Raw genomic sequence first — 20433 nt, 5'->3', positions numbered from 1 at the left:
GGCAGCGCGGAACCCATGTCAGCCACAGCCCCTACTTCCTCCGATGCGCTTACACGCCTCTACGCAACCCACCACGGTTGGCTGCGGGGCTGGCTGCAACGTCGACTCGGTTGCGCTTTTGATGCCGACGATCTGGCGCAGGACACGTTCATGCGTGTCATGAAGAACGACTCCGCCGCCACTATCCGCGAACCCAAAGATTTTCTGGTCACCCTCGCCAAACGGGTGATGGTCGATTTCTTCCGCCGTAAAACGCTGGAACGCGCTTATCTGGATATGCTGGCGCTGATGCCAGAGGCGCTGGCCCCCTCACCCGAACAGCGTCACAGCCTGCTTGAAAGTCTGCAACACATCGACAGCATGCTCGACGGGCTGGGGCCGAAGATCAAACAGGCCTTTTTGCTGTCGCAGCTCGAAGGGCTGGGTTATGCCGAGATCGCACTGCGCCTCGGCGTCTCGATCAGCTCGGTAAAAAAATACATGGCCAAAGCCGCCGAGCACTGCCTGTTGTTCAGTCTGGAAACCGAATACCCGTAATGAGTCACACCCTTACCCCCGAACAGCGCCAGGCGCTGAAAATGGCCGCCCAATGGTTTGCCCTGCTGTGCGATGAAAACGTCACCGAGCGCCAGCAACAACAGTGGCAGGCCTGGCATCAACAAAACGATGATCACCGCTGGGCCTGGCAACGCGTTGAAGCGCTGCAAAGCCAGCTGCAGGGCGTACCGGGCAAATTCAGCTACCGCACGCTCGATCAGGCCGGCCGTCAGTCGACGCTGGATCGCCGCACCCTGCTGAAAAGTCTGTTGCTGTTGCTGGGCGTCGGCGGCAGTTGGTTGGGCTATCAGTCCCCGTTGGGCCGCGAGCTGCGCGCCGACTACCGCACCGCCACCGGTGAAATAAAACCCATCGTCCTCAGCGACGGCAGCCAGTTGGTCCTCAATACCGCCAGCGCAGTCGATGTTCGCTACAGCGCCGAAAAACGGCTGATCCTGCTGCACAGCGGAGAAATCAGTTTGATTACCGGTCGCGACGCCCGGCCATTTTGGGTCGAAAGCCGACAAGGTGCCATGCGCGCGCTCGGCACCCATTTTCTGGTGCGAGAAAACGACGGTCAAACGCAACTGACGGTGCTTGAACATGCCGTGGAAGCCCAACTGGCTCAGTTCCCTCAGGAAAAACGGCGGATTAACGCCGGAGAACAAATCAGCTTCAGCGACGTGGCATTCGGCCAACGACAGGCAGCCGGCAACGGCGGCAGCTGGACCCGCGGCGTGCTGAGCGTCAGCCAATGGCGGCTGGATCAGGTGCTTGCCGAACTGGCGCGTTACCGTCACGGCCGTTTGGAATGCGATCCGGCCATCGCCGGGTTGCGCGTTAGCGGCAGCTTCCCACTGCGGGAGCCCGATCGCGCACTCTTGCTGCTCAGCCAAACTCTACCGATCCGGCTGCAAAGTTTTACCCGTTATTGGTTAAAAGTGGTCCCCGCCTGATTTATTTAAATGAAAATGATAAAAAATCGCATTCTTGATTGTCCCTTTTCCGTTTTCATCCGACTCCAGTTAAAACACTGCAGCAAAAAATAGAATAATCAGGAGAAGGTATGAACAATTTTTGGGGAAAACCGCTTCAACCGCTGGCGGTCGCCGTGGGTCTGGCATTCGCTTCACCCTTGATGGCAGAGCAGACAACACCGGTCACCGCTACCGCTTATCAGATCCCCGCAGGCGATCTGGATGGCGCGTTAAATGCCTTTGCCGCCCATGCCGGCATTGCACTGTCCGTTGACGGAAGTTTGACCGCCGGCAAGCGTTCACCAGGGCTGAAAGGCAACTACGACGTTAATCAGGGACTGAACGCACTGCTGGCGGGCAGCGGCTTGCAGGTCAAGGCGTTGGGGGCTAATGGCTTTACGCTGGTCAAACAGCCGACAGTGCAGCAAGAACAAGACATCACCGTGGTCGGCGACTGGCTGGCAGAAGGCCGCCAGATTGACGTGTTCGAGCACGCCGGCGCGCGCGACGTGGTGCGCCGAGAGGAGTTTGCCAAAACCGGTGCCACCACCTTGCGAGAAGCGCTGAACCGCGTGCCGGGCGTGGTTGCCCCGGAAAATAACGGCACCGGCAGCCACGATATGGCACTCAATTTTGGCATTCGTGGTTTAAACCCACGGCTGGCCAGCCGTTCGACGGTGCTGATGGACGGCATTCCGGTGCCCTTCGCCCCTTACGGTCAGCCGCAGCTGTCGCTGGCACCGGTATCCCTCGGCAATATGGATGCGGTAGACGTGGTCCGCGGCGGCGGTGCCGTACGTTATGGGCCGCAAAGCGTCGGCGGCGTAGTGAACTTTGTCACCAGGGCCATCCCGAAAACCTTCGGTATGGAAGCCGGCATGCAGGGTCAGCTTAGCCCGACCTCCCGGCAGGATCACCCTAAAGGCACCGGCAACCTGATGATCGGTGGCACCGCCGACAACGGCTTTGGCAGCGCGTTGCTTTATTCCGGCACCCGCGGCAGCGACTGGCGCGAACACAGCTCGACCAAAATCGACGACGTGATGTTGAAAAGCCGCTATGCGCCAAACGAAGTGCACACCTTTAATAGCTTATTGCAATATTACGAAGGCCAGGCCGATATGCCGGGGGGATTAAGCCGGGCGGATTACAACGCCAATCCATTCCAGTCCACGCGTCCTTATGACAAATTCTGGGGCCGTCGCCAGTTGGCCAACTTTGGCTATCAATATCAGCCGGATCAGCAGCACAAATTCGACGTGCAGAGTTTCTACACCTATACCCTGCGCAGCGGCTACCTCGATCAGGGCAAGAACCTGACGCTTTCGCCGCGCGAGTATTGGGTCCGCGGCGTGGAGCCACGCTACAGCCAAAGCTTCCGCTGGGGCCAGTCGGCACATGAAGTCGGCGTAGGTTACCGCTACGTCAGCGAATCGACCCATGAGTTACGTTACTACAGCAAGGCCAGCAGCGGCGTATTGCCTTCAACCAGCAGCCCTTACGATCGCGATACTCAGTCCGGCACCGACGCCCACGCCTTTTACATTGACGACCGCATAGATATCGGCGACTGGACCATCACGCCGGGCATGCGCTATGAGCATATCTCTTCCTATCAGAATAATTACATCAAGAATAATCGCCTCGACGTCAGCTACAACGCCCCACTGCCGGCGCTGAATGTCATGTACCATCTGAACGAATACTGGAACCTGTACGCCAATACCGAAGGCTCGTTCGGCACGGTGCAATACAGCCAGATGGGTAAAGCGGTCGACAGCGGCAATATCGAACCGGAAAAAGCGCGAACCTGGGAACTGGGAACCCGTTACGAAGGCGATGCGCTGCAAGGTGAGATTGGCCTGTTCCTGATCAACTTCAATAATCAATATGACTCAAACCAGGTCACCGACAGCGTTACCGCACGTGGCAAAACGCGACACGCCGGGCTGGAAGGCAACCTGCGTTACGATCTGTCGCAGTTGACACCCAAGCTGGACGACGTGACGGTTTACGCCAGCTATGCCTATGTCGACGCCACCATCCGTGAGGAAGGCGCCTACAAAGGCAACCAGGTGCCGTTCTCGCCGAAGCATAAAGGTACGCTGGGACTGGATTACACGCCGGGCAGTTGGACGTTTAACCTCAACAGTGAATTCCAGTCCAGCCAGTTCGCCGACAATGCCAATACCGTGGCGGAAAGCGCCGACGGCAGTACCGGTCGCATTCCTGGCTATATGCTGTGGGGCCTGCGCGCCGCCTATGATTTTGGACCGGAAATGGCCGGACTGAATCTGGGCCTGGGGGTTAAAAACCTGTTTAACCACGAATATTTCACCCGCGCTTACGACGATAACAACAAGGGGCTATACATCGGTCAGCCACGAACCCTGTATCTGCAAGGTTCGGTGAAGTTCTGATTTCCCTCTGCGGGCGCAAGCGCTGCGCCCGCTAATTATCACTCGCTCAACCTCTTTTTAACCTCAGCGCAATGCGTTATCCTCAAAAACTCTTCCGGCGTTAACATTTTTGAAACGGGGTTTCTGTCATGTCCGCATCCTGTCCGCGCTTTGCCCGGCGTGCTTTGCCATGAGTTTCTTCTCACGCGCCAGTGCGCTGCCACTGCTGGTGGCCGGCGCCTTTTTTATGGAAAACCTCGACGGGACAGTGATCGTCACCGCGATGCCGCAGATGGCGGCAGCTTTCGGCGTGCGACCGGTGGACATGAACATTGGTATTTCGGCCTATATTCTGACGCTGACGGTCTTTATTCCTGCCAGCGGCTGGATTGCCAACCGCTTTGGCGCGCGCAATATCTTCGCGGCGGCAGTGCTGATTTTTACCCTGGCATCGGTACTCTGTGCCGCCAGCGTTAACCTGCCGACGTTTACTGCCGCCCGAATTTTACAGGGCTTCGGCGGAGCGTTGATGGTGCCGGTCGGGCGGCTGGTGGTGCTGCGCAATACCGCCAAACCCGATTTGATCAAAGCCATCGCCACCATTACCTGGCCGGGGCTGGTGGCCCCGATCCTCGGGCCACCGGTCGGGGGATTTATTACTACTTATGCCTCGTGGCACTGGATTTTCATTCTGAACGTGCCTCTGGGCATCGCCGCGCTGTGGCTGGCCTGGCGACTGATCCCTCAGGAAGCGCCGCAGAAAGGCGTTCCCTTTGACGCTCTCGGCTTCGTGCTCACCGGCATTGCCTGCTTCGGCCTGATGTTCGGTTTGGATCTGATTAATCACCCGCAGCTGTCCTGGCTGGTGCCCGCACTGTGCATTCTTGGCAGCCTGGCACTGGGTGCGCTGGCGGTTCGCCATGCCAGGCGGACGGCACACCCTTTAATCAATCTGTGGGCGATGCGGATAAAAAGTTACGCCGTCACTATTTGGGGTGGAACGCTGTTCCGCATCGCCATCGGCGCCGTGCCCTTCCTGCTGCCACTGCTGTTCCAGATTGGGTTTGGCCTTAACGCCTTCGATGCCGGGCTGTTGGTGCTGGCGGTGTTCGCCGGCAATCTGGTGATGAAGCCCTTTACCTCGGCGGTGCTGTACCGTTTTCGCTTCCGTACTACGCTGGTGGTGAATGGTTTGCTGAATGCCGCCACCATTTTCGCCTGCGCGTTGCTGACGCCGCAGACGCCGACCTGGCTGATTCTGGGGCTGCTGTTCGTAAGTGGACTGACGCGTTCCATGCAATTCACCGCGCTCAACACGTTAGCATTTTCCGAAGTGCCGCAGCCGCAAATGAACGGCGCCAATACGTTGTTTAATGTATCGCAGCAAATGGGCAGCGGGCTGGGTATCGCCATCGGCGCGTTGGCACTGCGCCTGGCGGAAATGCTGATGCCGCAGTCCACAGCGCGCATTCCATTGGTCGATTTCCAACTGGCGTTTGTGGTCATCGGCGTTATCGCGCTGCTGGCGGTGATTGACAGTTTTACACTGGATCCCAATGCCGGCAGTGAAGTCCGTCAACGAAAACCGGCGGCCGAACCCTTGCCGCTCTCGCCTCAGCGATTGCAGAAATAAGTCGCATCTGCCGCCAATCAACGTAATATCGATGATCCGCCCCGTTTCACCGGTGCGGATTTTTTGCCGTTTTGGCCTGAAAAGCGAGGTAATAATAATGATCCACAGTGACCTTTCTCAGTGCCGCGTGAACACCGACCGGTTGTTGATTGCCCCCTTTACCGCAGCAGATGCCGACGATGTTTACCAGGCGATTACCCCTACACTGACGCGCTTTATGAATTTTGAGCCTGAAGAGTCGCCGGAGGCCTTCGCCAACGTTTGGCAAACCTGGCTGCCGCTGATCCGCGAAGGTGAGGAGCTGATTTTCGTCGCCCGCCTGCGCGACAGCAAAGAGTTTGTCGGCATGGGTGGCCTGCATGACTTGCACAACATTACCCCGGAGCTGGGTATCTGGGTAAAAGAGAGCCTGCACGGTAACGGCTACGGCCGCGAAATCGTTCATGCCATGGCGGTGTGGGCCAGCGAGCGCTACCGGCCACGCCACTTTGTCTATCCGGTGGCAGAACAAAATGTCCCCAGCCGACGCATCGCCGAATCTCTGGGCGGCGTAGTGGTCGGCCGGCGGGAAAATACCAAATATGACTGCGTGGTGTACCACGTACCGCCTCAGCTGTAGCTGCATTGCAGAACGGGCACTTTCAGCCCGGCTTGCATAACCCTCTGACCAAAAAACCGCCCGTCTGGCAGCAGCGATGGCGGTTTTTTTATGTGGACGCCGATAACCACTGCCACTTAAACCGGGATTATGCTAATGCTATTAGCATGTGGTTAAAAACAGTTGAGGAACAGTAGCATGATCATTTTTGTCACGGGCGCCACCTCAGGGTTTGGTGAGTCCATCACACGACGTTTTATCCGCGAAGGCCATCAGGTGATCGCCTCCGGCCGCCGTATTGAACGTCTGGAAGAGTTGAAAGACGAATTGGGCGAGGCGCTGCACATCGTCCGTCTGGACGTGCGAAACCGTGCGGCAATTCAGCAGGTGATTGATGAACTGCCTGCGGAACTGCGCCAGATTGACGTGCTGGTGAATAATGCCGGGCTGGCGTTGGGTTTGGAGCCTGCGCACAAGGCCAACGCCGATGATTGGGAAACCATGATCGACACCAATGCCAAAGGCCTGGTGAACATGACCCGTGCCCTGCTGCCGGCAATGGTTGAACGCAACGTCGGCCATGTGATCAATATCGGCTCCGTGGCGGCCAACTGGCCCTATGCCGGCGGCAACGTCTACGGGGCGACCAAGGCCTTCGTCAAGCAGTTCAGCCTCGGTCTGCGCGCCGACTTGCACGGCACGCGCATCCGCGTAACCGACATTGAGCCAGGCCTGGTGGGCGGAACAGAATTTTCTAACGTGCGTTTCAAAGGTGACGACGGCAAGGTGGATAAGGTCTACGACGGCGCCAATGCGTTAACGCCGGAAGACATTGCCGAGTCGGTGTTCTGGGTGGCGACCCTGCCGGCCCACGTTAACATCAACTCACTGGAGATCATGCCGGTCAGCCAATCCTTTGCCGGATTGAATATCCACCGCGAAGCCTGATTTTATGCGGCAGGGCCAGCCCCTGCCGCCGCTTGTCAGGCCGCTCGCCAGCCGGCAACAATAATCAGCATGCCGGTCAATGCCACCCCGGCGCCCAGCCAGTCCAATGCCGACAGTTTCACCCCGTCAACCACTCGCAGCCACAGCAGTGCAGTCGCAACGTAGACCCCGCCATATGCCGCATATACGCGTCCACTTGCCGCCGGATGCAGCGTCAATAACCAAACAAACAGCATCAGGCTGGCCGCCGCCGGCAGCAAAAGCCAGGCGCTGGCGCTCTTCTTCAGCCACAGGTAGGGCAAGAAACAGCCGACGATCTCGGCGAGCGCCGTGGCGAAAAATAACAGGGTGGTCTTTAACATGGAAAAGGCTTTCTCTCTGTAAAGTAAACGATGCAGTGCTTAACTGGTGCAGTCTAATGGCGCGGTGGTATATTTATCAACACGCCTGCGGGCGCGGTAAAGCCAGTGTTGCCGTTTTCAGGCCACACTAACTCATAAGGATGAAACGATGAAGACACTTTCGACCCAACGACTGCTGCGCGGGATGCTACCGGTCGCCATGCTGATGCTGATCGGCGCCTGGCAGGCACCGGCGCTGGCTGCCACCTGCACACAGGGCAGCACCTGCGTGACCGTCGACGGCAGCAACAGCGGCGCCATGGGCACCGAAGCGGCCCGCCAGAGCAAAGAGCAATTTAACGACACCAAGTCCCTGCGCCATAAGGTTAACACCCGCGTAGAGAAGGAGTTCGACAAGGTAGACAAGGCGATTGATAACGAAGACCGCTGCAACGACAGCCTGAACGTTAACGCTTACTGGGAGCCTAATACCCGTAAGTGTCTCGATCGCCAGACCGGTCGTCAGATTAATCCTTAATCTGGTCGCAGCAAGCGCCGGCGATTACCCTCTGGCGTCGTTGCTGCTATCCTGACAAAGGAAGCCCATTCTCAAAAAGGACGAATTGATGAAAAAAGCGCTTATCTTGGGTGCACTGCTGATAGCCGCAGCCCCCCTGGCCGCCCTGGCCTCGTGCGAGAGCGTGAAGGCGGATATTTCGCAGAAAATTATCAACAACGGCGTGCCGGAATCCGGCTTCAAGCTGGATATCGTGCCTAACGATCAGGCCCAACAGGCCGGCGGGCTGGTGGTGGGCCACTGCGAGAACGACACCCAAAAGATTGTGTATACCCGCCTGAGCAACGGCGACGACAGCGGTGACGCGGCCCAGACCGGCACCAGTCAAGACACCAAAAACGCACAGTAATTCTGATTCAGGGCGCTATCCGCGCCCTTTCCTTTTATGCCTGTTCCGCCTCTTCTCCTTCTCCCTGCGGCCGATGCCGCGCGGGGATCAACATCGCGGCCGCCAGTGCCAACAGTGAGATGATGGCGGAGACCAAAAATACCCAATGCAGTGAGGCGGCAACCTGCTGCGTCATGTCTGCAAGCATCTCCGGCGCCATGGCGCCCCGCGTAGCCGGCTCCATCAGTTGCTGTACCGGATCGGCCGTTTGCGGCAAGCGAACCTGAAGGTTAATGTTCAGCGTCGCACCCAAAATGGCGGTGCCGATCGCCGAGCCCATCATTCGGGTAAACACCGTGCAAGCAGTGGCGATACCACGGATGCTGTGGTGCGCAGCGTTCTGCACCGAAACCAGAAACGTGGTGTTGCACAACCCCATACCGGCGCCGATCATAAAGGCTGCCACTCTGCCCCATAGCAAACCGCCGCTCGGTTGCATCAGCAATAAGATAAGCCCCCCGGCCACCAATAGCAGCGCGCCAAGCAGCGCCGTCGTGCGATAAGAGGTCATCAGCATCAGCCGCCCGCTGAAGGTGCTGGCCAGCGGCCAGCCAATCGACATCAGCGCCAGCGTGGTACCGGCTTCCAGCGGTGTCCCGCCCATCACGCCCTGAATAAAGGTTGGCAGGAAAGCGCTGATCCCCATCATCGCCGCACCAATCACCAGACCGCCAATATTGCCCGCCACAATCACCCGGCTTTGCCACAGCGCCAACGGGAACAATGGCTCAGGCGCACGTCGCTCCTGACGAACCAACAGTATCAACGCAACGGCCGCCAATCCCAACAGCGGCAGCACCCACCACCCAAGGTTTTCGGCCTGCAGCAGCGACAACAACAGCGCCGAAACAAACAGCGTCAGCCAGGCCGTGCCCGCCAGATCCAACGCATGCTTGCGTAGCTGCTGGTGGGAAGGCAAATAGCGGCCAAGGAAAAACATCGCCAACAGGCCAATGGGTAAATTAACCCAGAACACCAAGGCCCAAGGCAGATGCTGGACGATAAATGCGCCCAGCAGTGGGCCAACGATCGCCGAAACACCCCAGACGCTGGACAGATAGCCCATCACCTTCGGCCGTTCGGTGGCGCTGTAAACGTCGCCGATGATGGTGGTGGCTATCGGCATAATCGCCCCGGCCCCCAGGCCCTGTAGCAGCCGAAAACCTATCAGCCAGTACATATTTGGTGAGAAGCCGCACAGTACCGATCCCAGCAAAAATAGCGTTGCGCCAAAGAAAAATACTCGCTTGCGCCCCAGAAAATCCGCCAGCCGGCCATAAATCGGAATGGTAATGGCCTGGGCCAACAAATACACCGCAAACACCCAGCCCAGCAGAGAAAACCCGCCCAGATCGCCGATAATTGTGGGCATCGCCGTGGCGACAATCGTCGCCTCAATGGCTGACATAAACATCGCCAGCATGCAGGCAATCAGGATCAACGGGCGATGAGGGAGTGGCGCTGGCGCTTCGTTATTTGTCATAGCGTGGTTACAAACCTTGAATTCTCATTTTCATCCCATTATATCAGCCCGATGAGTCGCTGCCGTAACCTCTGTCTACTTAGCTGTTTTTGCTGGCGAAAAACGCACCATTTGAACTTCAAGTGACATCGTCACAAAAAACCAAGATCTATCCCTGCCGCCCCGCCAAACCATGAAGCCTCCGCCAATTCTGCAAAGATTCACTGGCCTTCGGCTGACACGCCAAGCACAATACTCAGCTGAACCTTTCATTTTTCTCCTGATTTTACTGACGCATGAAACGATGGGTCCACCTGCACCACTATCGCGCCCTGCTGCGCCGCCTGTTTATTGCCATCTTTCTTGGTATCGCCGCTGCGTTGGTGGTTTGGCTGTTTCACCGTGCGATGCTGGGCCTGGAATGGCTGTTGCTCGACCATGAAAGCGGCAGCCTTGTTGCAGCCGCCTCCGCGTTACCGGCCTGGCGCAGAGCGCTGACCCCGGCGTTAGGCGGCCTGGCGGCAGGCACGCTGCTGTGGGTTTACCAACGCTATCAGCATCAACGACAGATAGCGCCAACCGATTATATGGAAGCGATCGAAACCGGCGACGGGCGGCTGGACGTCAGTGCCAGCCTGGTGAAATGTCTGGCTTCGCTGCTGGTGGTCTCCAGCGGCAGCGCCATCGGGCGCGAAGGTGCGATGATCCTGCTGGCCGCGCTGGTGGGGTCCGTGTTTGCTCAACGCTTCACCCACGAGAAAGAATGGAAACTGTGGGTCGCCTGCGCCGCGGCTGCCGGGATGGCCAGCGCCTACCACGCCCCGTTGGCGGGCAGCCTGTTTATTGCGGAAATCCTGTTTGGCACGCTGATGCTGGCCTCGCTGGGCCCGGTGGTGATTGCCGCCGTTTGCGCGCTGCTGGTGACCAATTTGCTTAACGGTGGTCAGGCGCCGCTGTATCTGGTTGAGCCCCTGCCCGCGCCCTGGCCGGTGCAATATCTGCTGATGGCGCTAGTGGGTGTATTGGCCGGCATTTGCGGTCCGCTATTTTTATGGGCGATGAATGCCACCGGCCATGCATTCCGTTCGCTACGCCTGAAGCCCCCTTTGCAATTGGCGCTCGGCGGGTTGATCGTGGGGTTGCTTTCGCTGCTGTTTCCTGAGGTGTGGGGCAATGGCTACAGCGTGGTGCAGTCACTGCTCAGTGCGCCGCCCGGCGTATTGCTGGTTGGCGCCATTCTGATCTGCAAGCTGTTGGCGGTGCTCGCCAGCAGCGGTTCCGGCGCACCCGGCGGCGTATTCACGCCGACGCTGTTTGTCGGAGCCGCACTGGGTTCGGTGGTTGGGCAACTGTGCGCCACCTGGCCGGAACTGGGCAGCGCGGTGCCGCTGCTAATGGCTCTGACCGGTATGGCCACGCTGCTGGCCGCAACCACCCACGCGCCAATCATGGCTGCGTTGATGGTGTTCGAAATGACCGGTGAATACACCCTGCTGCCGGGGATTTTGCTGGCCTGCGTGATCGCCACTACCGTTTCGCGCGGTTTGCGCTCGGTATCGGTCTATCACAATGCCTAGCGGTTCAGCAGCGGTGAGATATCCAGGTAATGCGCCAATTCTCGCTGCTCGGCACGCGGCAGATAAGGAATTTCACCCAGCAACGGCGCAGGAATGCGCTGCTGCAACGCGTCGATGGTTTCGGCATAGTGCGCCAGCCCCGGATTGATACGGTTTGCCACCCAACCCAGCAAAGGTAAGCCGTCATTAATGATCGACTGGGCCGTTAATAACGCATGGCTGACACAGCCCAATTTAATGCCCACCACTAAAATTACCGGCAGTTGCTCCTGCACCACCCATTCCGCATAAGGCCGCATGTCGTTCATCAGCACGCGCCAGCCGCCACTGCCCTCGACCACCACGGTATCGGCCTTGGCCGACAAATGCTGCAGTCCGCTGCTCATCACACCATAGTTGATATCGTCGGTCGGTTGCGCGTGAAACACTTCTTCCAGACAGGTGATGGGATTAATTTCCTGATATGACAGCGGCAGAGTTGAAGAGGCCTGCAGCACCAAAGCGTCTTTATTGCGAAGGCCTTCGCTGGTTTCCTGACAGCGTGCGGCAACCGGCTTGTAGCCGGCCACAGAGCGGCCCTGTGCGGCAAAGGCCTGCAACAAAGCGCGAGAAACCACGGTTTTACCGACATCGGTATCCGTTCCTGTAACAAATAAACGCGTTAACATGACTTAATTGCCCCGAGATACACCGTTAACCAAAATATCGCCGGGTTTACGGCGAAAGAGTAGAACGGGGAAAAGTCTAGAGGATGCCGACAGGCACGGGCTTGAGGTAGCGCAACATTTTGTCGTTAAACGATAAGTATTCCTGATTGGTGAAAGGCGGGTCCCCATGGCGGCGCTTGAGTACCGCGGATGGCGCAACCTAGCCTTGCAACAACTGAACCAGCAATGAACCGTTGTATAGCGCCTCTTTCACCAAAGCCGCGCCGGGCATGGTGCCCTTATTGAAGAACTGGGTGGACTCCACCTGCATATGTTCGCTATACGCCGGCAGCGATTGCTGGCGAATGCAGGAGGCAATGGCCGGGTGCAGAATTTCCGCCGCGCGATTTAGGGGGGAACCGACCAGGATTTTTTCCGGGTTGAACAAGTTGACCATGATAGCCAGGATACGGCCTACGCTGTGGCCCACGCCAAGGATAATATCTTTGGCCAGTTGGTCGCCCGCCAGCGCTGCGTCACAAAGCGATTCGACCGTCAGCGGCATGCCGTGCAGGCTGGAACTCATCGAGGTCCCGAGGCGCGTGCGGGCGATTTCCAACATATTTTCGATACTGGCCACGGTTTCCAGACAACCGTGGTTGCCGCAGTAACAGCGTTTGCCGTAGGGATCGACCTGAGTATGGCCAATTTCTACCACGCTGCGGCTACCGGCATGCAGCACCCGCCCCCCGGTGATGACGCCGGCGCCAACGTTATGGTCGATCACTACCTGAATGACGTTTTGACTGCCGCGTGAAGCGCCGTATAAGGCTTCGGCCATGGTCCAGGCGCTGATGTCGTGCTGCAGATAAACCGGCAGGCCGGTGCGCGTTTCCAACGCCGGCCCCAAAGGCATATCTTCCACGTCGTAAAACGGCATGCGATGCACCACGCCGGAAATCGCATCCACCATCCCCGGCAGGGTAATGGCAATGGCCGTTAACCGCTCCAGTTTGCTTTGGTGGCGGATAAAGAACTGATCGACTTCCGCGAGAATGCGTTTCAGCAGGGGGTCGGGATGTTCGGCGGCCAGGGGGAGCAGCTCTTCTACTACCAGCTTGCTGCTGATATCTCGCAGCGCCAGCGTAATGGTGCCACGGCTGATACGGGCAGAAAGGTAATGCCAGGCTTCGGTGTCCAGCACCAGGCCCACCGCCGGGCGGCCTCGGCTGCCCACTTCCTGATATTCGGTTTCTTTAACCAGATGGGCTTCCAACAGCTCCCGCACGATTTTGGTGATGCTGGCGGGCGCCAGCTGTGCCCGTTTTGACAGTTCAATACGCGAAATTGGGCCCAGTTGATCGATTAACCGATAAACTGCCCCTGCATTTGTTTGCTTGATTTGATCAATATGCCCAGGCTGCCCAACAGCAATCACAAACCTGCTCCTACTATTTTTCGCGCTTCTAAATAAAGACTATCGGCTATGGTGGGGCTTTTGGAATACAGCGTCAACTATTTGATTCGTTATGTGATTTGCTGCACAAATTCACCCTGCTTTCGCTACGGATTGTGTTTTATTTACCCAGTGGCCCCTCAGGGCAACAGTAACGCCATCAAGGATTTTGCCGCCGCCGTCAACGGCCGTTGACGATGGTGCACCAACCAAACTTCAGTCATCGCCTCCGGCTCCGCCAGCGGCAGATATTGTACGCCGTCGATTTTGACCCGGGCGAAAGACGCCGGAAGAATAGAGATGCCCAGTCCGGAAGACACCAGACCAATAATGGTCATCGCCTCACCAACTTCCTGGGTGATATAGGGCGTGATCCCCGCCTTGGCTAGCAGCGACAAAATTTCGTCATGCAACGCGGTCCCCACCTCACGCGAGAAAAACACAAAGGGTTCTTCCGCCAAATGTTGGAAACGCAAGGTCCCGGAAGCCACGTGGGTCAGCGGATGCCCTTCCGGCACCACCGCCACCAGGGGCTCGCACAGCAGAAGCTGATGTTTCAGCACGTCCGGCAAGCGCGTGTTACGCATCACGCCCAGATCGAGATCGCCATTGAGCAAGGGTTCGATCTGCTGCTTGGTGTTCACTTCTCGCATCTTGATGTGCACCTGCGGGTGCTGCTGGCGGAAAGCCCGCAGGCTGCGCGACACTACGCTGATGAAAGGGGCTGAAGAGGTGAAGCCAATGGTCAACTCCCCCAGTTCGCCACGCTCCAGCCGCGCCGCTTTTTCCGCGGCACGACCGACCTGATCGAGCACCTGATAGGCTTCTTTCAGGAACATCTCCCCCGCCTGCGTCAGGCTGACATTGCGGTTGTTGCGCGCCAATAACCGCGCTCCGACCATATCTTCCAGCGCCTGGATTTGTTGGCTGAGCGGCGGTTGTGAAATGCGCAGCCGTTCCGCTGCACGACCAAAATGCAACTCTTCCGCCACGGCGATAAAATAGCGCAGATGCCTCAACTCGATATTCATACTTTAAAAGTCTTAATTTGAATTATTAATATATTAGACAAAAAACTGGCCTCTCCCTATCATTTTGTTAATTCATCAAGAGCTGTGTAAGGAAAGACTGTGACAACCCCTGTGCGTTCTGCGGCCGGTATGCCGTCGACGCTGGCCGCCAACGACGATGCGGCTGCTGCGCCAAAAACCCGACGTTCCACCCTTAGCAAACTTCCCTACATCGAGCGCGGTACGCCGCAGTTTATGCGCGTTACCCTGGCGTTATTTTCCGCCGGGCTGGCTACCTTCGCCTTGCTGTATTGCGTACAACCGATTCTGCCCGTTTTGTCGCAAGACTTTGGCATATCCCCGGCGGAAAGCAGCCTGTCGCTGTCGGTATCTACCGGGTTGCTGGCCCTGGGCCTGATGTTTACCGGCCCGCTGTCTGATGCTATCGGCCGAAAACCGGTGATGGTTGTGGCGCTGCTGCTGGCGGCAATCTGTACCCTGATTTGCGCCTTTATGACCAGTTGGCAAGGCATCCTGCTAATGCGTGCGCTGATCGGGCTTTCTCTGAGCGGCGTCGCGGCCGTTGGCATGACCTATCTGAGCGAAGAGATCCACCCCAGCTTTGTCGCTTTTTCCATGGGGCTGTATATCAGCGGGAATTCCATCGGCGGCATGAGCGGTCGACTGGTGACCGGGGTGCTGACCGACTTCTTCTCCTGGCGGGTGTCACTGGCGGTGATCGGGCTGTTCGCTCTGGCCGCCGCCTGCATGTTCTGGCGTATTTTGCCCGCTTCAAAACATTTTCGCGCCAGTTCGTTGCGCCCACGTACCCTGCTGATCAACTTCCGTCTGCACTGGCACGATAAAGGCCTGCCGCTGCTGTTTGCCGAAGGCTTTCTGCTGATGGGCAGCTTTGTCACCATGTTCAACTATATTGGCTACCGCCTGCTGGCTGATCCTTATCACCTCAGCCAGGCAATTGTCGGCCTGTTGTCGGTGGTCTATCTGACCGGTTCATACAGTTCGCCAAAGGCCGGTGCCATGACGTCCCGCTTCGGCCGTGGGCCTGTGCTATTGGCTTCGACCCTGATTATGCTGATCGGCATCCTGATTACCGCCCTGGCCCCGGTCGCGGTGATTTTTATCGGCATGATGCTGTTCACCGCCGGCTTCTTTGCCGCCCATTCGGTTGCCAGCAGTTGGATCGGACGTCGCGCACGCCGCGCCAAAGGACAGGCATCTTCGCTGTATTTATTCTGCTATTACGTGGGCTCCAGCGTCGCCGGGACCCTCGGCGGCGTTTTCTGGCACAGCTTCGGTTGGAATGGCGTAGTGGCATTTATCAGCGTGATGTTGCTACTCGCCCTGCTGGTCGTGCACTACCTGAAAAAACTGCCGGAAGCGGCGCGCGTTTAACCTTCCCCCTGTACCCACGGGTGCAGGGGGCCTTAACCCCTCTGGTTAGCCTGGACCACTCGGCGTCTCATTCCTCACCTTAGCCGATGTTGCCCTTCCGTTTGTCGTTCCCTTAATGTATGTTGTAACTAAAATGAGAGGTGCCAGATGGATAAATACGATTTAATTGGCAGGATGAATGGTTGTTTTAACCAACTGGAACAGGCGCTGACAGCCCTCCACCAGCAGGTTTTACCGTTGCGTTTGCTGGCCGGTCGGGTGTTCAGCCTGCCGGAAATCGAGAAAGGCAAAGAACATGCGACGGTAGAACAGATTGCCGTCGAGCAGCATATCGGCCAGGCCGCACGCGACCTGGCGCTCGAGCATTATCAGCGGTTGTTTATCCATCACAATAAACACAACGTCAGCAGCAAGGCGGCGGTACGCCTGCCCGGCGTTATTTGCCTGGCGGTAGAGCAGCCGGAATATCTGCAGATCCAGACGCAAATTGGTCTGATAAACCGGCTGAAGGCCGAGCTGGAACAGATTATTACCGTCGATTCCGGCCTGGCGCCGGAACAACGCTTTGACTTCGTCCATACCCATCTGCATGGTTTGATCACGCTCAGTGCCTACCGCAGCCTGACCCTTCTGACGGATCCGGACTCGGTGCGTTTCGGCTGGGCCAACAAGCACATTATCAAGAACGTAAAGCGCGACGATATTCTGGCGCAGCTGGAAAAGAGCCTGAAAGCCGGTCGTGCCGTACCGCCGCATAACCGTGAACAGTGGGCAGAACTGGTCAGCCGTGAGATCGATGATGTCAGCCGCCTGCCCCAGCATGCGGCGCTGAAAATCAAGCGCCCCGTGAAGGTTCAACCCATTGCCCGGGTCTGGTATCAGCCGCAGCAAAAACAGGTGCAGCACCCCTGCCCGCTGCCGCTGATTGCGCTATGCCAGGTGGAAAATGGCGCCCAGGTGCCGAAGATTGGCGAACTGCTCAATTACGACGCGGCGACGGTCAAACACAAATACAAACCGGACGCCAAGCCGTTGAGGTTGCTGGTCAAACGGCTCCACCTGTATACCGACGCCCCTACTCGCTGAGGCTGTAAACCCGCAGACGGTGGCCATCAGGATCGGTGGCGACGAAGCTATGGCCGAAGTCCAGCGTTACCGGCGGCTGAATAATGTTCAGCCCCCGGTCGCGCCACTGCTGATAAAGCGCATCCACCTGCTGCGGCAATTCGCAAAGAAAACCGAGCTCACCACCGCCGCCGGCCGCTGTCGCATTCGGTTGGACGGTATGTTTCGACCACATCGCCAGCTTGAGGCCGTTACTCAATACAAACAGCGCAAAAGTGGGTGAAAGCTCCACCGGCTCCTGCCCCAGTAACTGACGGTAGAAAACGGCGCTTTGTTCCGGGTTATCGACATAGAGAAGGGTCATATTTGGAGTTGTCATCGCATTAACCTTTGGGTGAGGGAACCGGTTGGCTCCCGAGACCTTAAGGCTAATCGCCCCTACTGACAGTTTTTGGCAGCAGTGTGGGATTACTGCGAAGGGATGCCCTGCGATTGATGCCACTCTTTCATCAGCAGGCGGCGACCACGTGGATAGCGTTGCGCCAGCGGCGTAGCCAGCCGGATACGATCGAGACGAAAATGGCGGAATGACTGACGCAGTTCACACCAGGCCACCAGCATCCTCGCCTGCTCAAAATAGCCGAGGGCAAAAGGCCAGAGGATACGCTCGCTTTCATTGCCGTCGTTATCGCAGTAATGCACCTCGAGCTTGCGTTCCTGGCGAATGACTTCTCGGACCAGCACCAGGGTTTCGTCCGCTACCTTGATCAGATCCAATGGGCCAATCAACAACGTGCTGGCCTCTAGCTCGTCGCGTAATGCTGCCGGCAGCACGTCGGCAATTTTCACCAGGGCATTACTTGCCGCTGCGGCCAACTGACTGTCGCCCCGGCGGCCTACCCAGCGCATGCCCAACACCAGCGCTTCAATTTCCTGCTGTGAGAACATCATCGGCGGCAGCATAAACCCCGGCCGCAGCACATACCCCACTCCCGCCTCCCCAACAATCTCGGCGCCCTGCTGTTGCAAGGTGGCGATATCGCGGTACAGCGTGCGCATGCTGATATTCATTTCCTGCGCCAACGCGTGGCCGGCAACCGGGTAGCGATGCCGTCGCAGGATCTGCATCAGATCGAGTAGACGCTCTGTGCGTGACATGCATTTTCTCCATAAAAAAGGCTTACCTCAGTAAGCCCTTTACAAGCCGAGCAATCAATTATTTCTTCATGCTGCCAACCATGTCTTCCGGACGTACCCACAGGTCGAACTGCTCTTCGGTCAGGTAGCCCAGCTTCAGCGCGGAGGCTTTCAGCGTCAGGCCTTCCTTATGCGCTTTCTTGGCAATTTCGGCCGCTTTGTCATAGCCGATATGCGTGTTCAGCGCGGTAACCAGCATCAGCGACTCATTCAGCAACTGGCTGATGCGATCGCGATTCGGTTCAATGCCCACAGCACAATGCTCATTAAAGCCCTGCATGCCGTCAGCCAGCAAGCGGATCGACTGCAGATAGTTGTGGATCACCATAGGCCGGAACACGTTTAGCTCAAAGTTACCGGAGGCACCGCCAATATTGACGGCCACATCATTGCCCAGCACCTGAGCACACAGCATGGTCATCGCTTCACACTGGGTTGGGTTGACCTTGCCCGGCATAATGGAGCTGCCCGGCTCGTTTTCCGGGATCGAGATCTCGCCAATGCCGCAACGTGGGCCGGAAGAGAGCCAGCGCACGTCATTGGCAATTTTCATCAGCGAAGCCGCCAGCCCTTTCAATGCGCCATGGCCATGCACCAGTGCGTCGCAGGTGGCCAGCGCTTCAAATTTGTTAGGGGCGGTGACAAACGGCTGCCGGGTCAGATCGGCCAGCGCCTTGGCTACGCGAACCGCGTATTCCGGATGAGTATTCAATCCGGTGCCCACGGCGGTACCGCCCAGCGCCAGTTCGCAAATATGTGGAATGCTGGCTTCAATATGCTGCAGGTTATGCGCCAGCATGGCCGCCCAGCCGGAAATCTCCTGCCCCAGGGTCAGCGGCGTGGCATCCTGTAAATGGGTGCGGCCAATTTTGACGATATCGCGATAGGCTTCCGCTTTGTCGCTCAGGGTTTTATGCAGCACTTTCAGCTCGGGGATCAGATGTTCGCGCACGGCGATCACCGCCGCCACGTGCATCGCCGTCGGGAACACGTCATTGGAGCTTTGGCTCTTGTTCACATCGTCGTTCGGATGGATCCGCCGCTCTTCCCCACGCACGCCCCCCAACAGCTCGCTGGCGCGGTTGGCCAGCACTTCATTCATGTTCATGTTGGTCTGGGTACCGGAGCCGGTTTGCCAGATCGACAGCGGGAACTCGTTCGTATGCTGGTCAGCCAGCACCTCATCGGCGGCGCTGATAATGGCGTTGGCCCGCTCCGCAGGCAGCAGCCCCAGGTCCATATTCACGCTGGCAGCGGCGCGTTTGGTCAATGCCAGCGCATGAATCAACGCGGTCGGCATCTTTTCGGAAGAAATGCGGAAGTGCTCCAGGGAACGCTGCGTTTGTGCACCCCATAACCGATCGGCCGGCACTTCGATGGGTCCCATAGAGTCTTTTTCAATACGAACGGCTGCCATCACAATCTCCTTAGTACAATTCCTAAAAATGTACGATTACGCCAGCGCGCGCGAGCCCGCCGACACACCCATCCAGTATAGTGACATAATAACCATTCGCATTAAGAGAGTTACCTCACAGCATTTTTCTTCCATTGTCAGGGTGATTGTACGGATATTATTTTCTGACGGGTCACCCCGGCCTTTTCATGACATCGCTGAGTGCCAACAATAGAAAAAGCGCCGGCTGGCGCTCTCTTTATTAATTTCTCACGCGGGAATTAAGGGTGATGTTGATTATAAGCATTAATTCTTTGGTCTTGCAGGTGATTGATTTCGTCATAGGCATCCTGGCGTTCATTATGACGGTAGACTCCCGCCCCTACCGCTCCGACCACGGCGGCAACCGGGTGGGCTACTGGCGCGGTAGTCACCACTGGTGCTGACGTCACCACCACCGGAGCCGGTGCGATCACCACCGGGCGCGGTACCACCACCACCGGACGAGGTGCAACGACAACCGGGCGGACACCGTAACCGTAAGCATGGGTCACCACCACGGCCGCATTGGCACCGGAAGTACACATCAGCAGAACCAGCAAAAATTTTTTCATTAGCGCCTCGGCGTTAGGAATAATCGGAGAACCATTTTATTGGCCTGCACTGTATAGCGGTGCCATCCGTTAATTTAAGCCATTCGTGTGGTTGGCAATTCAAACCAAATCATTATGGTGATAGAGATATTCAGCAGGTAATAATTTGCGTCAAAAAACACAGCTTGAAATATTACGTATAAATAAAGCCAAGAA

At 57.5% G+C, this 20433-nt stretch carries 20 protein-coding genes; 11 read left to right on the top strand and 9 right to left on the bottom strand.

Going from position 1 to position 20433, the window contains the following annotated elements; all coding sequences use genetic code 11:
• The first annotated feature begins 15 nt into the window (after nt 1-15).
• From fecI to ydfG, 6 genes are all read left to right on the top strand, one after another.
• A complete protein-coding gene (fecI, locus tag LQ945_RS00280) occupies nt 16-537 on the top strand; it encodes a ferric citrate uptake sigma factor FecI (RefSeq protein ID WP_044550856.1) in 522 nt (173 codons plus the stop codon).
• On the top strand, nt 537-1493 hold the full coding sequence (gene fecR, locus LQ945_RS00275) for a ferric citrate uptake sigma factor regulator FecR (RefSeq protein ID WP_044550853.1): 957 nt from the start codon (nt 537-539) through the stop codon (nt 1491-1493). Before fecI ends, fecR begins: the two co-directional genes overlap by 1 nt.
• A gap of 110 nt (nt 1494-1603) precedes the next feature.
• Nucleotides 1604-3934 carry a TonB-dependent Fe(3+) dicitrate receptor FecA gene (gene fecA, locus LQ945_RS00270; protein ID WP_270102001.1) on the top strand — a complete coding sequence of 777 codons (2331 nt, stop codon included), beginning with the start codon at nt 1604-1606 and terminating at the stop codon, nt 3932-3934.
• Between the two features lie 169 nt (nt 3935-4103).
• Entirely contained in the window at nt 4104-5546 is a 1443-nt protein-coding gene (locus LQ945_RS00265; RefSeq protein WP_269934547.1) for an MFS transporter, read from the top strand.
• 97 nt (nt 5547-5643) lie between these two features.
• The gene (locus LQ945_RS00260) at nt 5644-6165 is read left to right on the top strand and encodes a GNAT family N-acetyltransferase (RefSeq protein WP_044550845.1); all 522 of its coding nucleotides are present in this window, start codon (nt 5644-5646) and stop codon (nt 6163-6165) included.
• Between the two features lie 177 nt (nt 6166-6342).
• On the top strand, nt 6343-7092 hold the full coding sequence (gene ydfG / locus LQ945_RS00255) for a bifunctional NADP-dependent 3-hydroxy acid dehydrogenase/3-hydroxypropionate dehydrogenase YdfG (protein WP_270102000.1): 750 nt from the start codon (nt 6343-6345) through the stop codon (nt 7090-7092).
• A gap of 35 nt (nt 7093-7127) precedes the next feature.
• On the opposite strand, the gene LQ945_RS00250 is transcribed toward ydfG, so the two are convergent.
• The gene (locus LQ945_RS00250) at nt 7128-7454 is read right to left on the bottom strand and encodes a YnfA family protein (RefSeq protein ID WP_269934546.1); all 327 of its coding nucleotides are present in this window, start codon (nt 7452-7454) and stop codon (nt 7128-7130) included.
• 148 nt (nt 7455-7602) lie between these two features.
• On the opposite strand from LQ945_RS00250, the gene LQ945_RS00245 reads away from it, so the two are divergent.
• Both LQ945_RS00245 and LQ945_RS00240 read left to right on the top strand, forming a co-directional pair.
• On the top strand, nt 7603-7971 hold the full coding sequence (locus tag LQ945_RS00245) for a DUF1283 family protein (RefSeq protein WP_270101999.1): 369 nt from the start codon (nt 7603-7605) through the stop codon (nt 7969-7971).
• An 88-nt stretch (nt 7972-8059) separates the two neighbouring features.
• The gene (locus LQ945_RS00240) at nt 8060-8359 is read left to right on the top strand and encodes a DUF1161 domain-containing protein (protein WP_270101998.1); all 300 of its coding nucleotides are present in this window, start codon (nt 8060-8062) and stop codon (nt 8357-8359) included.
• 34 nt (nt 8360-8393) lie between these two features.
• Here LQ945_RS00240 and LQ945_RS00235 read toward each other — a convergent pair whose 3' ends face one another.
• A complete protein-coding gene (locus tag LQ945_RS00235) occupies nt 8394-9881 on the bottom strand; it encodes an MDR family MFS transporter (RefSeq protein WP_270101997.1) in 1488 nt (495 codons plus the stop codon).
• A gap of 275 nt (nt 9882-10156) precedes the next feature.
• Between LQ945_RS00235 and clcB the strand changes: the two genes are divergently transcribed.
• Complete coding sequence (clcB, locus tag LQ945_RS00230; protein ID WP_270101996.1) at nt 10157-11437, top strand: voltage-gated ClC-type chloride channel ClcB; 1281 nt, start codon at nt 10157-10159, stop codon at nt 11435-11437.
• On the opposite strand, the gene bioD is transcribed toward clcB, so the two are convergent.
• The 3 genes from bioD to LQ945_RS00215 all read right to left on the bottom strand — a co-directional run bounded on the left by bioD (nt 11434) and on the right by LQ945_RS00215 (nt 14571).
• Nucleotides 11434-12105: a dethiobiotin synthase gene (gene bioD, locus LQ945_RS00225; protein WP_262241645.1), complete on the bottom strand. Its 672-nt coding sequence runs from the start codon at nt 12103-12105 to the stop codon at nt 11434-11436. The two genes, clcB and bioD, sit on opposite strands and share 4 nt — an antisense overlap.
• A 199-nt stretch (nt 12106-12304) precedes the next feature.
• Nucleotides 12305-13522, bottom strand: a complete 1218-nt coding sequence (gene mlc / locus LQ945_RS00220; RefSeq protein WP_044550825.1) for an ROK family transcriptional regulator — start codon at nt 13520-13522, stop codon at nt 12305-12307.
• Nucleotides 13523-13680: 158 nt separating this feature from the next.
• A complete protein-coding gene (locus tag LQ945_RS00215) occupies nt 13681-14571 on the bottom strand; it encodes a LysR family transcriptional regulator (protein WP_262241644.1) in 891 nt (296 codons plus the stop codon).
• A gap of 129 nt (nt 14572-14700) precedes the next feature.
• On the opposite strand from LQ945_RS00215, the gene LQ945_RS00210 reads away from it, so the two are divergent.
• Together LQ945_RS00210 and tus are read left to right on the top strand one after the other, a co-directional pair.
• A complete protein-coding gene (locus LQ945_RS00210) occupies nt 14701-15966 on the top strand; it encodes an MFS transporter (protein ID WP_182822461.1) in 1266 nt (421 codons plus the stop codon).
• A 147-nt stretch (nt 15967-16113) separates the two neighbouring features.
• Nucleotides 16114-17052: a DNA replication terminus site-binding protein gene (gene tus / locus LQ945_RS00205; RefSeq protein WP_044550818.1), complete on the top strand. Its 939-nt coding sequence runs from the start codon at nt 16114-16116 to the stop codon at nt 17050-17052.
• Here the strand turns inward: tus and LQ945_RS00200 are convergent.
• The 4 genes from LQ945_RS00200 to LQ945_RS00185 all read right to left on the bottom strand — a co-directional run bounded on the left by LQ945_RS00200 (nt 17042) and on the right by LQ945_RS00185 (nt 20238).
• Complete coding sequence (locus LQ945_RS00200) at nt 17042-17410, bottom strand: VOC family protein (protein WP_270101995.1); 369 nt, start codon at nt 17408-17410, stop codon at nt 17042-17044. The genes tus and LQ945_RS00200 overlap by 11 nt on opposite strands.
• Nucleotides 17411-17499: 89 nt before the next feature.
• Nucleotides 17500-18189: a helix-turn-helix transcriptional regulator gene (locus LQ945_RS00195; protein ID WP_262241641.1), complete on the bottom strand. Its 690-nt coding sequence runs from the start codon at nt 18187-18189 to the stop codon at nt 17500-17502.
• A gap of 58 nt (nt 18190-18247) precedes the next feature.
• The gene (gene fumC / locus LQ945_RS00190) at nt 18248-19645 is read right to left on the bottom strand and encodes a class II fumarate hydratase (protein WP_270101994.1); all 1398 of its coding nucleotides are present in this window, start codon (nt 19643-19645) and stop codon (nt 18248-18250) included.
• Nucleotides 19646-19905: 260 nt separating this feature from the next.
• Entirely contained in the window at nt 19906-20238 is a 333-nt protein-coding gene (locus tag LQ945_RS00185; protein WP_269934541.1) for a hypothetical protein, read from the bottom strand.
• Between the last annotated feature and the right edge of the window lie 195 nt (nt 20239-20433).

This window comes from Serratia liquefaciens, assembly GCF_027594825.1.
In the GTDB taxonomy this organism is placed as follows: domain Bacteria; phylum Pseudomonadota; class Gammaproteobacteria; order Enterobacterales; family Enterobacteriaceae; genus Serratia; species Serratia liquefaciens_A.
Note: the sequence above shows the minus strand (reverse complement) of the source record. Positions and strands in the feature narration are given on the sequence as shown.